General features: G+C 69.2%; 13 protein-coding genes. 6 read left to right on the top strand and 7 right to left on the bottom strand.

Going from position 1 to position 15,271, the window contains the following annotated elements; all coding sequences use genetic code 11:
• Nucleotide 1 precedes the first annotated feature (1 nt).
• Entirely contained in the window at nucleotides 2-1,003 is a 1,002-nt protein-coding gene (gene rfaD, locus AC3WJT_RS13205; RefSeq protein ID WP_492343586.1) for an ADP-glyceromanno-heptose 6-epimerase, read from the top strand.
• 39 nt (nucleotides 1,004-1,042) lie between these two features.
• Entirely contained in the window at nucleotides 1,043-2,212 is a 1,170-nt protein-coding gene (locus tag AC3WJT_RS13210) for a DUF3089 domain-containing protein (protein WP_492343587.1), read from the top strand.
• 5 nt (nucleotides 2,213-2,217) lie between these two features.
• Here AC3WJT_RS13210 and AC3WJT_RS13215 read toward each other — a convergent pair whose 3' ends face one another.
• From AC3WJT_RS13215 to recG, 3 genes are read right to left on the bottom strand one after another with little or no spacing between them, the layout of a single operon-like run.
• Nucleotides 2,218-2,586, bottom strand: coding sequence for a DUF6285 domain-containing protein (locus AC3WJT_RS13215; protein WP_492343588.1), 369 nt, complete (start codon nucleotides 2,584-2,586; stop codon nucleotides 2,218-2,220).
• The gene (locus AC3WJT_RS13220) at nucleotides 2,583-3,560 is read right to left on the bottom strand and encodes a phosphotransferase family protein (RefSeq protein ID WP_492343589.1); all 978 of its coding nucleotides are present in this window, start codon (nucleotides 3,558-3,560) and stop codon (nucleotides 2,583-2,585) included. The genes AC3WJT_RS13215 and AC3WJT_RS13220 overlap by 4 nt, the downstream gene beginning before the upstream one ends.
• A gap of 19 nt (nucleotides 3,561-3,579) precedes the next feature.
• Nucleotides 3,580-5,652 (bottom strand): ATP-dependent DNA helicase RecG, encoded by a 2,073-nt coding sequence (recG, locus tag AC3WJT_RS13225; RefSeq protein WP_492343590.1) that lies wholly within the window; start codon nucleotides 5,650-5,652, stop codon nucleotides 3,580-3,582.
• Between the two features lie 185 nt (nucleotides 5,653-5,837).
• Between recG and AC3WJT_RS13230 the strand changes: the two genes are divergently transcribed.
• A complete protein-coding gene (locus AC3WJT_RS13230) occupies nucleotides 5,838-6,107 on the top strand; it encodes an FAD assembly factor SdhE (protein ID WP_492343591.1) in 270 nt (89 codons plus the stop codon).
• The gene (gene mfd / locus AC3WJT_RS13235) at nucleotides 6,100-9,561 is read left to right on the top strand and encodes a transcription-repair coupling factor (protein WP_492343592.1); all 3,462 of its coding nucleotides are present in this window, start codon (nucleotides 6,100-6,102) and stop codon (nucleotides 9,559-9,561) included. The genes AC3WJT_RS13230 and mfd overlap by 8 nt, the downstream gene beginning before the upstream one ends.
• Here mfd and AC3WJT_RS13240 read toward each other — a convergent pair.
• Nucleotides 9,558-9,947: a hypothetical protein gene (locus AC3WJT_RS13240; protein WP_492343593.1), complete on the bottom strand. Its 390-nt coding sequence runs from the start codon at nucleotides 9,945-9,947 to the stop codon at nucleotides 9,558-9,560. The two genes, mfd and AC3WJT_RS13240, sit on opposite strands and share 4 nt — an antisense overlap.
• Before the next feature lie 161 nt (nucleotides 9,948-10,108).
• Between AC3WJT_RS13240 and AC3WJT_RS13245 the strand changes: the two genes are divergently transcribed.
• Nucleotides 10,109-10,552, top strand: coding sequence for a (2Fe-2S)-binding protein (locus AC3WJT_RS13245; protein ID WP_492343594.1), 444 nt, complete (start codon nucleotides 10,109-10,111; stop codon nucleotides 10,550-10,552).
• Between the two features lie 11 nt (nucleotides 10,553-10,563).
• A complete protein-coding gene (locus tag AC3WJT_RS13250; protein WP_492343595.1) occupies nucleotides 10,564-12,690 on the top strand; it encodes a xanthine dehydrogenase family protein molybdopterin-binding subunit in 2,127 nt (708 codons plus the stop codon).
• Here the strand turns inward: AC3WJT_RS13250 and AC3WJT_RS13255 are convergent.
• Genes AC3WJT_RS13255 through AC3WJT_RS13265 form a run of 3 tightly spaced genes read right to left on the bottom strand, consistent with a single transcriptional unit; the run spans nucleotide 12,683 to nucleotide 15,183 of the window.
• A complete protein-coding gene (locus AC3WJT_RS13255; RefSeq protein ID WP_492343596.1) occupies nucleotides 12,683-13,210 on the bottom strand; it encodes a CcdC protein domain-containing protein in 528 nt (175 codons plus the stop codon). The genes AC3WJT_RS13250 and AC3WJT_RS13255 overlap by 8 nt on opposite strands.
• Nucleotides 13,207-13,839: a DsbA family oxidoreductase gene (locus AC3WJT_RS13260; RefSeq protein ID WP_492343597.1), complete on the bottom strand. Its 633-nt coding sequence runs from the start codon at nucleotides 13,837-13,839 to the stop codon at nucleotides 13,207-13,209. The genes AC3WJT_RS13255 and AC3WJT_RS13260 overlap by 4 nt, the downstream gene beginning before the upstream one ends.
• Before the next feature lie 18 nt (nucleotides 13,840-13,857).
• Complete coding sequence (locus AC3WJT_RS13265; RefSeq protein WP_492343598.1) at nucleotides 13,858-15,183, bottom strand: diguanylate cyclase domain-containing protein; 1,326 nt, start codon at nucleotides 15,181-15,183, stop codon at nucleotides 13,858-13,860.
• Between the last annotated feature and the right edge of the window lie 88 nt (nucleotides 15,184-15,271).

Consider the following 15,271-nt stretch of genomic DNA (forward strand, 5'->3'; position numbering starts at 1 on the left):
CATGAGCCGCCGCATTGTTTTCGTCACCGGCGGGGCCGGGTTCATCGGCTCCAACATCATCGCCAGGCTGGCCGAGGACCCGTCGCTGGACCTCGTCGCGTGCGACTGGCTGCACGAGGCCGACCTCGGCAAGTGGCGCAACCTCTCCAAGCATCCGATCGGCGACTTCGTCGCGCCGGAAAACATGATGGAGTGGCTGGAGAAGCGCTGGCAGGATGTCGCGCTTGTCGTCCACATGGGCGCGATCAGCTCAACCACCGAGCCTGACGCCGACAAGATCATCCACCAGAACTTCGGCCTCTCGCGGGATCTGTTCCGCTGGTGCGCCGATCGCCAGCGCCGGCTCATCTACGCCTCGTCTGCCGCCACCTACGGCGACGGGGCCCAGGGGTTCGAGGATCGCGACGACATCGACTCGCTGAAGGCTTTGAGGCCACTGAACACCTACGGCTGGTCCAAGGCTCTGTTCGACCTGTTCGCCGCCCGTCAGGCCGCCCGCGACTACGCGCCGCCGCAGTGGGTCGGACTGAAGTTCTTCAACGTCTACGGGCCCAACGAAGAGCACAAGGCGTCGATGAAGTCGGTCGCCTCGCAGATCTGGCCGCATGTGAAGGACGGCCGGTCGGTGCAGCTCTTCAAGTCGCACCATCCCGACTACGAGGACGGCGGCCAGCTGCGCGACTTCGTCTACGTCCGCGACGTCGCCGATGTGGTGCAGTGGCTGAGCCAGAACGAGCAGGTCAACGGCGTCTACAATCTCGGGTCGGGCAAGGCGCGCTCGTTCCGGGACATGGCCGAGAACGTGTTCAAGGCCGCCGGGCGCGATCCGCAGATCGACTACATTCCGATGCCGACCTCGATCCGCGACAAATACCAGTACTTCACCGAGGCGAAGATGGATCGTCTGCGGGAGGCCGGCTATCCGGGCCAGATGACCACGCTGGAAAGCGGGATCGCCGACTATGTCGGTGGCTATCTGAACACCGGCGACCCCTACCGATAGGGTTCTCGACCGCCGGTCTGTCGTGTAACGCTCGGGGCCATGGTCGTGACCGGATTCAAACGCTGGATCGCTGTGGGGCTGGCGGTGCTGTTCGTGCTGGTGGCCGTCAGCGCGTTTGTGTTCCGCGTCGACATCCTGCGGACTTCGCTTGACCCGAAGGTGCCGTTCCAGGCCTACACGCCGCCCCGCACGCCGAACTATGCAGACGCCAAGGCCTGGGCCTTGCCGATCAACGTCCGGCCGGGGCCGGAACTCCCGGCGGACGTCTTCCTGGTTCACCCGACCACCTTCGACGGCGGCAACCACTGGAATTCGCCGTTCCGCGACCAGGACGCGATGCGGCAGCTCGACCGGGTGATGCTGCCCAACTACGCCGGTCCCTTCGCGCGGGTCGGACGGATCTTCGCCCCCCGCTATCGCCAGGCCAGCCTGTACTCCCAGCTGACGTTGCGCGAGGACGCCCGCGCCGCGCGGGGCTTCGCCTATGGCGATGTGCGAGAGGCGTTCCGCTACTGGAAGGCCAACCACGACCGCGGCAGACCGCTGGTGATCGTCGGCGTGGAGCAGGGCGGCCTGCTGCTCGAACGGCTGCTGCGCGAGGAGATCGCGCCGGACGCGGCGCTGCGCGCGCGACTGGCGGGCGTCTATCTGATCGAGACCATTGTTCCGGCCAGCAGCTATGACGGCACAGCGCTCGTGCCGGCCTGCACCAGCCGCAACCAGGCCCGCTGCGTAGTCGCCTGGGCGACGCCGCGGGACGGAGACCGGCGCCGGACCCGCGACAGGGCCCTGATCTGGGACGACAGCGGCATCCTGACCGGCCTGCAGGGCCGTGAGGTCCTGTGCGTAAACCCGCTGACGGGGACCCGGACCAACGCCGCTGTCGGCGAGCAGGCGAGCCTGGGCGCCGCCAACGCGACGGGGATGGGCTACGGCGTTCGGCCGCCGTTCCTCAAGCGTCAGGTCCGCACGCAATGCATCGAAGGCTTCCTCGATGTGTCGAAGGCGAAATCGTCCGCCTTCCGGCCGGCGCGCGGCTGGGCCGACCAGTTGAAGGTCACGCCCTACAACCTGTTCTATGGCGATCTGGAAGCGGACGCCCAGGCGCGCGTCTCAGCGCTGCTCGGACGTCAGGTCTATGGCCGGATGGCCCCGCCGCTGACGGCTCCGGTCGAGGTCAGGACCTCGCCGGTTCACCGGATCGACTGATCAGTTCAGGACGTCAGGGTCTTCAGGCCGCTGTACTGCGGCTGGTCGATGCGCACCTGGTCGATGATGCTGGCCTTCATGTGCGCCAGCACCGCCGGATCGAGCGGATCGATGGCGCCGGACTGAATGCCGTCGCAGAGGGCCGCGTTGAGCGTGGCGAAGTCGCCGTCCTGCCCCAGCAGGGCGCGCAGACGCTCGACAGCCACAACCTCCGCCGCAGGACCCTGCTCGATCTCGCGCTTCACGGCGGCCAGGGCGTTGACGGCGACCCGGCAGAGGAAGGCGTCGCGGTCCTTCAACTGCGGCGCGGCGCGCTCCTCGATGAAGCGGATGACCGAGTCGATCAGTTCGGGCGCTGTGGGATGGGTGATCATGCCGCGCGCTCCAGCAGGGCCATCAGGTCGATTTCACATTCCGAGGTGCGGCGGCCGATCATCGCCCGCTCCACCGACGGATCCGTGCCGTTCGCGAAGGAGGCGTACATGCCCTCGCACATCACGCCCCACTTCAGCGACCCGAGCATCTGCCAGTAGAGCACCCGCTCCAGCGGGATCGGCGTCCCGCCGGCGGCCTCGTAGCCGGCCAGCAGATCGGCGTAGTCGCCGAAGCCGCCCACGGGCTTGGCCCCGCCGAAGCGCCAGGAGGCGGTGCAGACCCACCCCATGTCCTCGGCCGGGTCGCCGATGTGGACCAGCTCCCAGTCGAGCACGGCGGCGAGGCCCGTCTCCGGCTGGAACATGATGTTCCCGTTGCGAAAATCGCCGTGCAGCATGACCGGACGGTCCAGCGGCGGCGCGCGGTCCTTCAGGTAGCGGAAGGCCGCCTCGAGGATGGGCCGACGGGCGCCGAGGTTGCGATAGACCGTCTCGTATTTCTCCAGCTCATCCAGGGCGCTCGAGCGGTTGAGCGGCGGCAGGCTGTCGTCCAGCGGGATGGCGTGGATCTTCGCCAGCGCCTCGCCGCACTGGAACGCCAGCTTCGGGCGGATGGCGGCGAAATTGTCGTCGCGGGCGATGCGTTTTCCGAGCGTCTCGCCCTCGACCGCGGCCATGACGTAGGCCTCGCCGACGTCGCTGTCGGGATCACAGATGGCCAGCACTTCCGGCACCGGCGCACCCTGCAGGGCGGCGGCGCGGATCAGCGCGGCCTCCGTGGCCAGCGGCGTTGCGGTTCCGGTGACGCCGGCCGTGCCCGGGGGCTTGCGGCGCAGGATCAGCGGCCGGCCCGTATCGAGGCTGAAGGCCCAGGTTTCCTGGCTCGCCCCACCTGACAGGCGACGCAGGTTCTCGATGGTGATCCCGCCCAGCTGGGGCGCGATGGCGGTGAGGGCGGCGTGCAGATCGCTCATGGGACTGGATTGGGACCCTTCACCCGGCGTCAGTCAAACCGCCCGCGCGCCAGTCGAACAGTTCCTGGAGAATCCGGACCGCCTGGCCGCGCGGCGAGGTCAGGTCCGGATCGCGGTTCAGGATCAGCCGGGCGTCGTCGGCGGCGGCCGCGATCATGGCGCGGTGGGCGACGGGGTCGGCCAGGCGGTAGGCCGGGAAACCGCTCTGTTTCAGGCCCAGCGGATCGCCGCCGCCGCGCAGTTCGAGGTCCTTCTCGGCGATCAGGAAGCCGTCGTCGGTCTTGCGCAGGATATCGAGGCGCTGCTGGGCGGTTTCCGACAGCGGCGGATCGTACAGCAGCACGCAGGCGCTCTCCCGCCGACCGCGCCCGACGCGGCCGCGCAGCTGGTGCAACTGGGCCAGACCGAAGCGTTCGGCCTGTTCGATGACCATGATGGTGGCGTTGGGCACATTGACGCCGACCTCGACCACCGTGGTCGCGACCAGCACCGGCAGGCGACCCTCGGCGAACTGCGCCATCACGGCGTCCTTCTCGGCCGACGGCATCTGGCCGTGCACCAGGCCGACCTGGGCGCCCATGATCTTCTGCAACTCGCGGGCGCGAATCTCCGCGGCGGCGAGGTCGGCGAACTCGCTCTCGCTGACCATCGGACAGATCCAGAAGGCCTGGGCGCCGCCCCGGACCGCCTCCTGGAGCCGTGCGATGATCTCGCCCATGCGCGGGGAGGGGACGGCGCGGGTCGCCACGGGCGTGCGGCCCGGCGGCTTCTCGTCGATACGGCTGACGTCGAGGTCGCCGAACACCGTCAGCTCCAGCGTGCGCGGGATCGGCGTGGCCGACATGGCCAGCAGATGCACGCTCTCGCCCTTGTCCTGCAGTCGCTTGCGTTCGCTGACGCCGAAGCGGTGCTGCTCGTCGATGACCGTCAGGCCGAGGCTGCGGAAGCGGACGTCGTCCTGGAACAGCGCGTGGGTGCCGACGGCGATGTCGGCCGTGCCGTCCATCAGGGCCATCAGCTTCTCGGTGCGGACCCCGCCCTTGTCGCGACCCGTCAGCAGCACGACCCGCAGGCCCTGGGCTTCCAGAGGCGCGGCGATCGTCTCGAAATGCTGACGCGCGAGGATCTCGGTCGGCGCCATCAGCACCGACTGCAGCCTTGCCTCCGCCGCGTCGGCCATGGCCAGCATGGCGACGATGGTCTTGCCGGCGCCGACGTCGCCGTGCAGCAGCCGGCTCATCCGCTCGCCCGACTGCAGGTCGCCGCGCACTTCGGACAGGGCGCGGATCTGGGCGCCGGTGAGCGTCCAGGGGAGAGCGGCTTCGATGCGGTCGGCGAGGCCGCCGGCAGGGATCACGGGGGCCGGCTGCGACCGCCGCGCCGCCTTGCGCTGGGCCAGCGCCAGCTGGTGGGCCAGCAGTTCGTCGAAGGCCAGCCGTCGGCGATGCGCGGACAGTGGCGACAGGTCAGCGTCGCTCTGCGGGTTGTGGAACCGCTCCAGCGCCGCGCGCCAGGTCGGAAAGCCCTCGCGGGCCATCCAGGTGGGGTCCTGCCACTCGGGCAGCTCCGGCGCGCGCGAAAGGGCCTCATGCGCCATCTTGCGCACGTTGCGGGCGGGCAGGCCGGCCGTGGCGGGATAGACGGCCTCGGTCTCGGGGATCTCGGCGGCGCGCTCGACCGGGACGATATAGTCCGGATGCGCCATCTGGATCTCGTTGCCCCAGCGCTCGATCTTGCCGCTGACCACCCGTTTGGACCCGACCGGGTGCTGACGCATCAGGTGGTCGCCGTGGCCCTTGAACCAGATCAGGGTCAGGAAGGCCGTGCCGTCGAAGCAGCGGATCTTCCAGGGGATGTCCATGCGGGCCGGTTTGGTGTGCAGCTCGACATCGACCGTCAGGGTGTGGACCTGGCCGTCGACGACGCTGTCGACGGTTGTCGGCGTGCGATGGATCAGCGACTGCGGCCCGAGGAACAGCATGTCCCGCACCAGCGGCCCGGCGACCCGCTCGACCAGCGGCTCAACCTTCGGCCCCACGCCTTTCAGCGTGCTGACCGGGGCAAAGAGCGGGAACAGAATCTCGGGGCGCATCGCGGGGAGTGTAGCGCGGTCTTGGTGCGTCCTTCGAGACGCGATCCAGAGGGATCGCTCCTCAGGATGACGGACAGGGGCGGCCAGCCCCCTTCCGTCATGGCGAGGAGCGAGCTTCAAGCGAGCGTCTCGAACCACGCACACTGGCGCAGCACGGCAACCCGCTCTATATCCGCCGCCTCCACATGGACGACATCCGCCTCAAGAAGATCAGGCTGCGGGCCTGGCGCCGTGGCTTCCGGGAAGCGGACCTCATTCTGGGGCCGTTCGCGGACAAGCATTGCCCGCAGATGACCGACACCCAGCTCGACGCCTTCGAGGCGCTGATGGATGAGGCCGACCAGGACATCTACGACTGGTACCTCGGCAAGACCCCGGTCGCAGACCACATCGATCCCGAGATCTTCGCCCTGTTGCAGGCGTTCGATCCGTCAGGACGACCGGCCGGTGGCTGATCTCAAGTATGTGGCGAAGGCCGACGGTCGCCTCGAGCTGACCGGTGCGCCTGAAGGGTTCGACGCCCTGGTCATGGCCGACATCGCCCGGGCGCGCGGCGGTCTGACGGTGTTCGTGGCGCGGGACGGAGCGCGGGCGAGCGCCTTCATCGACGCCATGCGGTTCTTCGCGCCGGAGATCCCGGTGCTGCAGCTGCCGTCGTGGGACTGCCTGCCGTTCGACCGGATCGGGCCCTCGGCCGGGATCGCCGCGCAGCGGATGGCGACGCTGTCGCAGCTGGCGCGCGGGGACTTCGCCGGCAAGGCCACGCTGCTGGTGACGGCCGCGCCGGCGATCCTGCAGCGTCTGCCGTCGCGGGCCGATCTCAAGCGGGCGGGCTACAGCGCAAAACCCGGCCAGGATGTCGCGATCGGCGACCTGGAGCGCTATTTCGCGGTCAACGGCTACAGCCGGGCCTCGACGGTGTCCGAGCGCGGCGAGTTCGCCATCCGCGGCGGGGTGATCGATGTCTTCCCGCCGGGCGGCGAAGAGCCGGTGCGGCTGGACCTGTTCGGCGACACCCTGGAATCGATCCGCGCCTTCGACCCCGAGACCCAGCGCTCGACGAAGCAGCTGAAGGAAATCGACCTGCTGCCCGTCAGCGAGGTGCTGCTCGATCCAGACGCCATCGCCCGGTTCCGCAAGGGCTATGTCTCGCGGTTCGGCGCCCCGGGCGACGACGCGCTCTACGAGACGGTCAGCGCCGGCGGCCGCAGGGCCGGCATGGAGCACTGGCTGCCGCTCTACTACGAGCGGCTCGAGACGCTGTTCGACTACCTGCCGGGAGATACGCTGGTCGCCATGGACCACCTGGTCGGCGAGGCCGAGGCCGAGCGGATGGCGATGATCGCCGACGCCTATGACGCCCGGGCCAGCGCCGACCGCAAGTCGTCCTACCGGCCGGTCGAGCCCGACGCGCTCTACCTGACCGCCGAGGAGCTGGCCGCCCGGGTGTCCGAGCGCCCCAACCGATGGTTCACGCCGTTCCAGAGCGACGCCATCGGCGCGGTGGACATGGGCGCCAAGCTCGGCCGGACCTTCGCGGCCGAACGGTCGCAGGACAGCGTCAATCTGTTCCAGGCGACGGCCGATCACGCCACCGCCCAGTCCGCCGCCGGCAAGCGCGTGCTGTTCGCCTCTTGGACCGAAGGCTCGTCCGAGCGGCTCGGAACCATGCTGTCGGATCACGGCCTCAAGCGCGTACCGTTCTCGCCCTACTGGCAGGCGGCCAAGGCGGCGGACCCGAAGATCCCGCAGCGCGTCGTGCTGCCGCTGGAAGCCGGCTTCGAGACCGACAACCTCGCGGTCATTTCCGAGACCGACATCCTCGGCGACCGGCTGGCGCGACCGCGCAAGAAGCGCCGGGCGGCCAACTTCCTGGCCGAAGCCAGCGCCCTGACGCCGGGCGATCTGGTCGTGCACATCGATCACGGCATCGGCCGCTATGCGGGGCTGAAGACGCTGGACGTGCAGGGCGCGCCGCACGACTGCCTCGAACTGCACTACGCCGGCGAGGCCAAGCTCTACCTGCCCGTCGAGAACATCGACCTGCTGACGCGCTACGGCGCGGACGGCGAGAACATCCAGCTGGACAAGCTGGGCGGCGCCGGTTGGCAGAGCCGTAAGGCCAAGGCCAAGCAGCGCCTGCGCGAGATGGCCGAGGGCCTGATCCAGATCGCCGCCGCCCGCCAGCTGAAGGCCGTCGAGGAGATCGATCCGCCGTCCGGCCTGTTCGACGAGTTCTGCGCCCGCTTCCCGTACGAGGAGACGGACGACCAGCTGAACGCCATCGCCGACGTGCTGACGGACCTGGGCTCCGGCAAGCCGATGGACCGGCTGATCTGTGGCGACGTCGGCTTCGGCAAGACCGAGGTCGCCCTCCGCGCGGCCTTCATCATGGCGATGAGCGGCAAGCAGGTGGCCATCGTCTGCCCGACGACGCTGCTGGCGCGTCAGCATTTCAAGACGTTCAGCGAGCGTTTCCAGGGGTGGCCGATCAAGGTCAGCCGACTGTCGCGTCTCGTGCCGGCCAAGGAGGTCGCCGAGACCCGCGAGGGGCTCTCGAACGGCGAGATCGAGATCGTCGTCGGCACCCACGCGGTGCTGAGCAAGCAGGTCAGCTTCAAGGACCTTGGGCTGGTGATCGTCGACGAGGAGCAGCACTTCGGGGTCAAGCACAAGGAGAAGCTCAAGGAGCTTCGCGCCGACGTGCACATGCTGACCCTGACCGCGACGCCGATCCCGCGCACCCTGCAGATGGCGCTGAGCGGCATCCGCGAGATGAGCATCATCGCGACGCCGCCGGTCGACCGGCTGGCCGTCCGCACCTACATCACGCCCTGGGACCCGGTGACCCTGCGCGAGGCGCTGCTGCGCGAGAAGTACCGTGGCGGGCAGGCCTATTTCGTCGTGCCGCGGATCAAGGACCTGACGGACGTCGAGCGGTTCCTGCGCGAGCAGGTGCCCGAGGTGAAGTTCGTCGTCGGCCATGGCCAGATGAGCCCGACCCAGCTCGAGGAGGTGATGAGCGCCTTCTACGACGGCCAGTACGACGTGCTGCTGGCGACGACGATCGTCGAAAGCGGTCTGGATATCCCCACGGCCAACACCCTGATCATCCACCGCGCCGACATGTTCGGCCTGGCCCAGCTGTACCAGCTGCGCGGGCGCGTCGGCCGGGCCAAGGCGCGCGCCTACGCCTACATGACGACGCCCGCCGAGAAGCAGCTGACCCTGTCGGCGGAGAAGCGACTCAAGGTGCTGCAGTCGCTCGACAGCCTGGGCGCCGGCTTCCAGCTTGCCAGCCACGACCTCGACCAGCGCGGCGGCGGCAATCTGCTGGGCGACGAGCAGAGCGGACACATCAAGGAAATTGGCGTCGAGCTGTACCAGCAGATGCTGGAGGACGCGGTCGCCGAGCTGCGGCAGCGTCAGGGCGCCGAGGCGCTGGCCGATCGCGGCTGGTCGCCGCTGATCAACACCGGCGCGGCCGTGATGATCCCGGAAGCCTATGTCCCGGACCTGAACGTGCGGCTGGCGCTCTATCGCCGCCTGTCCGAGGCCGAGCAGGCGCAGGACCGGGAAGCGCTCGCGGCCGAACTGATCGACCGGTTCGGCCCGATCCCGCCCGAGGCCAGCAGCCTGCTGAAGGTTGTGGCGATCAAGGGGCTGTGCCGCGAGGCCAACGTCGCCAAGATCGATGTCGGCCCCAAGGGCGCCGTCGCCAGCTTCCGCAATGACACGTTCGCCAACCCTATGGCGCTGGTGAAGTTCATCCAGGCCAACCAGATCGTCTGGAAACTGCGGCCCGACCAGAAGATCGTCATCAAGGGCGAGTGGGACACCCCCGCCCAGCGGCTCGACGCCGCCGAGCGGATCCTGACGACCCTGTCGAAGCTGGCGAAGGCGGCCTAGGTCGGGCTCGCCGGCGCGCTGGCCGGGACCGGCTCGGCGGTCGCCGAAGGCGGGTTCATGATCATCGCGCCACCGAGGATGAAGCCCAGCAGCGGGACGATGAAGGCCCAGTAGCGGGTCGGGACGAAGAAGAACGAGCCGGCGCTCGGCTTGACCGTGAAGTGTTCGTTGGTTTTGGCGTCGATGAACTCGCGGCCCGGCTTGGACTCCTGCCAGCGCGCCGTGAAATAGATCGCGCCGCCGGCGAGGGCGCCGGTGAGAAGCATGCCCACGCCGACCCCCAGATCCTCCGAAAGGTGGAACGGCGTCAGAGCCAGAATCACCAGGAAGAAGGCGAGCACCACGTAAAGCGGGACCTGAATCCCCCAGCCAGACCAGACAATCATCGAAACCCCCAGATACTGAGCGCCGGCCCCCGCCGGACAAGGTCCGGATAATGCCTGCCGCCACCGATCTGGCAAGCCGGCCGCGGATTGTCGCAATTCCGCGCTGGCGTGGCCGGCGCCAGTTCCCCTAACCTCGTGGCGACGGCGTGGAGGATGGGCCCATGACAAGGCTGACGATCAACGGCAAGACGATCACGGTGGCCTCCGATCCGGACACGCCGCTGCTCTGGGTCCTGCGTGATGAGCTGGACCTCAAGGGCGCCAAGTATGGCTGCGGCATCGCCCAGTGCGGCGCCTGTACGGTCCACGTCGGCGGTCAGCCGGTGCGGTCCTGCAGCGTGCAGATCGGTGATCTCGACGGCCAGTCGATCACCACGATCGAGAGCTTTGACGGAAAGCATCCTGTTCAGCAGGCCTGGGTCGCCGCGCAGGTTCCGCAGTGCGGCTTCTGCCAGCCCGGCCAGATCATGAGCGCCGCGGCCCTGCTCAATGAGAACAAGGCGCCGAGCGACGACGACATCGATGCGGCCATGGCCGGAAACATCTGCCGCTGCGGGACCTATCCGCGCATCCGCGCCGCCATCAAGGCGGCGGCCAAGGCCTGAGGGAAACGCACATGAACGCTCCCAGCCTCGACCGCCGCGCCTTTCTGACTGCCGCCGGCGCCTTCACCCTCAGCTTCACCGTCGCCGACGCGCGCGCGCAGCAGACCGGAACACCCGCCCCGCAATGGACGGCATACCTTGCGATCGGAACAGATGGACGGGTCGCGCTCCAGTCGCCGACCACGGAGATGGGGCAGGGGACCCACACGGCCCACGCCGCCATCATCGCCGACGAGATCGGCGTGCCGCTGAGCTGGGTCGGCGTCGAGACCGCCCTGCCGTCCGATCCCTTCCGCCGGAACGGCGCGATGGGCTCCGGCGGGTCGGCAGGCGTGCGGGCCTGGTACGCGGCCCTGCGCCAGGTCGGCGCCAATGCGCGGGCCAGCCTGATCGCCGCGGTCGCGGGCAAGACCGGCGCGCCGGTGGGCGAGGTCACCCTGGTGGACGGCCGGTTCATGCGGGCCGGCAAGGCGCTGCCCGTCGCGCTGGGCGAAGCAGCGGCGCTGGCGGCGGGACAGCCGCCTGTGCAGGGCGCCCTGCGCGATCCGGCGACGTTCAAATACGTCGGAAAGGCCACGCCGCGCGTCGACATTCCGGCCAAGGTGCGGGGCGAGCCGATCTTCTCGCAGGATTTCACCCGGCCCGGCATGGTCTACGCCTGCGCCGTGCTGGCGCCGGTCTACGGCGGGGCGGCCGACGGGTTCGATGACAGCGCGACCCTGGCGATCAAGGGCGTCCAGCAGGTGGTCGCCATCCCGGGCGGCGCGGCGGTTGTGGCGACATCGCAATGGGCGGCCATGAAAGGCGCGGCGGCTCTGAAGGTCCGCTGGAAATCCACGGCGATCGACGGTCTGACCTCCGGGGCCATTTCGGCCGCCATGCTGGCCGGGCTCGACAAGGACGCCGAGGCCATTGTCGGCAAGGCTGAGGGCGATACGGCCGCAGCGCTGGCCGGCGCGGCGCGGGTGTTCGAGGCCGACTACGAGGTTCCCTATCTCTGCCATGCGCCGATGGAGCCCTGGTCCGTGACCGTTGAGCCGACAGCGGACGGCGGCCTCGAGATCTGGGGGCCATTCCAGACCCAGGACCGCAATCGCAGCACGGCCGCCAGGACCGCAGGCATCGATCCGTCGAAGGTCACACTGCACACCCTGATGCTCGGCGGCGGCTACGGCCGGCGCCTGGGCGATGACGGCACACCCGGCGCTGTTCTGGTGGCGCTGGCCGTGAAGAAGCCGGTGAAGTTCTTTTGGCGGCGCGAGGACGAGATCGGCCAGGGCTGGTACCGGCCGGCGCAGGTCGCGCGGCTGCGGGCCGGGATCGACGCGAGCGGCAAGGTCGTCGCCCTGCATGTGCGCACCGCGGGTCCGTCGATGCGCCACACCTTCTCGCCGACCGGCCTGCCGAAGGGCGAGATCGACGGCTCGTCCGTTCAGACCCTGACCGACACCCGCTATCGCACCGGCGCCTATCGGGTCGACTGGGTGAGGGTCGATCAGGCGGTGCCGATGGCCCCCTGGCGGGCCGTCGGGGCCACCCAGAACGGCTACTTCATGGAGGCGTTCGTCGATGAGCTGGCCCGGTCCCTGAAGAAGGACCCGGTGGCGTTGCGGCGGGAGCTGCTGGCCCACGATCCACGGGCGTTGAAGGTCATAGACGTGGCGGCGAAGGCCGGTGACTGGGGCAAGCCGCTGGCTGCAGGGCGGGCGCGCGGCTTCGCCTATGTCGAAAGCTACGGCAGTCTCTGCGCCCAGGTGGTCGAGGTCTCGCTGAAGGACGGCGCGGTCACGATCCACAAGGCGACCTGCGTGCTCGACTGCGCCCAGGTGGTCACGCCGGACGGCGCGCGGAACCAGGTCGAGGGCGGCATGATCCAGGGCCTGTCGTCGGGGCTGTTCGAGGGGATCGAAATCGCCGGCGGTCAGGCGACCAATCGAAACTTCGACAGCTACCGGATCATGCGGATCAACGAGGCGCCGCACGCGGTGAAGACGGTCTTCATCGAGAACAGCGAGACCATCGGCGGCGTCGGCGAGCCGCCCGTGCCGCCGGCGACGCCGGCCCTCGTCAATGCGCTGTTCGCCCTGACCGGCAAGCCGATCCGCAAGCTGCCGATCGCGGCGACGTTGGCTAGCTGACGATCTTCCCGGCGGCGCGGGCGTCTTCGAGGAGCCTGCGCGCGCGCAGGAACATCTCCAGCCGGGTGACCGCCAGCAGGCCGACGGCGAAGACGACGAAGACGTCGGTCACAAAGGCGGCCGAAACATGCAGCGCGCCGGCCTCCTCGGTCAGAACGGACCGCAGGCCGAAGCGGATCGCGACCAGAACGACGAGGAAGATCATCGCCGCCGGCGACGCCTGCTGGTTCAGCATGTGCGTCTGCGGGTCGACCGTGATGGCCATCAGCCGACCGCGTTGCCATCCGAGGCCCGCGCCGGCTCCAAACGCCAGGGCGAGCCAGAGCCATTCCAGCCCCTGGGGCGGAAACTGGGAGATCAGCGCGCAGGCGAGGGCGATCAGAACGAGCGGCATGACCCACATCCACTCGAGCTTCAGCGGTCGCTGCTTCTGGCCGCGCAGCAGCCGGATCGACATCACGACCACCAGCACCGCAACGCCGATGAGCGGGCCGAGGGTCTCCCGGTCGAGCGCGTTCACGCGGCCAGTTCCAGCGCCTTGTCGATCGCCTTGACCAGGCGCTCCGGCGGCTCGGCGCCCGAGACGGCGATCTTGCCGTCGAAGATCATGAACGGCACGCCGGAAACCCCGGCCTGATGGGCCTGGAAGTGCTCGCGCGAGACGGCGTCCTTGTCGGTTCCCTCGGAAAAGGCCTGAAGCAGCCGCATCCGGTCCATGCCGGCCTTCTCGCCGATGTCCGCCAGCACCACCGGATCGCCGATGTCGCGCAGTTCGGTGAAATAGGCGGCCAGCACGCCTTCCAGAACAGGGCCCTGCAGGCCTTCGCCCTGGGCCCAGCGGATCAGGCGATGGGCGGCGTTGGTGTTGGGCGATACGGGAATGTCCGCCAGGTTCCAGGTGATGCCATCCTCGGCCGCGGCCTGGTCGAGCACCTTGCCGATCTCGGCGCGGCGCTCGGTGTTCGGAAACTTGGCGGCCATATAGTTGCGCCGGTCCACACCCTCTTCAGGCAGGGTCGGATCAAGCTGGTAGGGCCGCCATGTGATGGTGGCGTTGAGATCCGGCCGCATGGCCAGCGCCTTCTCCAGCCGTCGCCAGCCGAGGTAGCACCAGGGACAGACGACATCGGCGATGAAGTCGATCTGCATGGCGGGATCTCCTGAAAGCTAGCCGGCTTCGCGCTGCAGGGCGCGGCTGGCGGCGCGTTCCAGCGCGCGGGCGGCGTTCTCGCCCGGTTCGAGCTGGGCGATGCCGATATCGAAATCGACGGTGAAAGGCGTCTTGCCCTCGCCGGCCTCGAAGGCCGTGCAGGCGATGACGGCGGCGATCCGCTCTGCGGCGGCGCGACCGGCCGACTGCGGCGTGGCGGGCAGGGCGAGGGCGAAAACCTCCGGCCCGAGCCGCGCGGCCGTGTCTTCAACCCGCACAAGACGGCCGATCATCGAGCCGATCTGGGGAATAGCGCGATCGAGCCAGCCGCCGGCGCGGGCGGCCGCGGTCTCCGGCCGGTCGGCGAGACGCAGCACGCAGACGCTCATCGGACGATTGCGGACCCGCGAGGCATGGGCGAGCCGGACCAGGTGCCCGGCGAACAGGTCACGGGTGAACAGGCCGGTCGCGGCGTCCATCAGGCCGCTGCTGCGGGCCCGCTCCAGCGCCTTGCGGATCGACACCGCCCGCCGATAGCTGCGGGACAGCTCGATGACGCGCTTGGCGGTTTCGGTCTCGGGCGTTTCGGGCGAGGCGACGTCGGAGACGCCGCGATGGAAGGCTTCGGACGTTGTGACGTAGCTCTCGCCGCGCAGATAGAGCAGGGCGGGGATGTGATAGAGCCGGGTGTTGCGGCGCATGCCCGCGGCGATGCTGAGCGCCTCGGCGCTGTTGTCGCCGGCCCAGAGCACCACCGAGTCGAAGTCCCGCTCATGCAGGTAGTCGAAGGCGGTGAAGGCGGTAAAGGCGCCGACGACGTCCGCGCCGCTGCGCGTCAGGGCGTTGCTGAGCGCCAGGAACTGCGGGGCCGGCTCGCCGACGGCCAGCACGCGATAGGGATCGGCCTTGGGCTCGGGCAGGTCGAGGCGACGCCCCCGCTCGGCGAAGGTTTCCAGCCGCAGTTCGAATTCTTCCTCGGCCACGGCCATCCGGACCAGCGACTCCAGCCGCAGCACGGCCTGGGCCGGATGCAGCGGCGGGGCCAGCGTCAGGTCGAAGGCGTAGCTGTCCAGCTGCGGGTCGGGATCGCCGATAGCGATGACCGGCAGCCGACGCGGCGCGCAGGCCGCCTTGAGCCGCCGGGCCAGGGTTAGAGCGTCGTGGCCGCCGCTGGCGACGTCGACGATGGCGGCTTCGATGGCGAGGTCGCCGAGCGCGGCGATCGCCGCATAGGGCCCCCGCGCCGTGATCGTGCGCCAGCCAAGCCGATCCAGCCCTTCGGCCAGCGGTCCGGCGAGCGCATCGTCGCGCGCCACGATCAAAATGCGGGCCTGAATTGACAAGCCGTCTGAACTCCCGCCCTTGACGCCGCCGGGCCCCCGTCGGCTATCCGCTGCGCGTCAAGATTCGCAACGGTTCACCATAGCAGAG

The organism is Caulobacter sp. FW305-C-30-S16 (genome assembly GCF_058783025.1).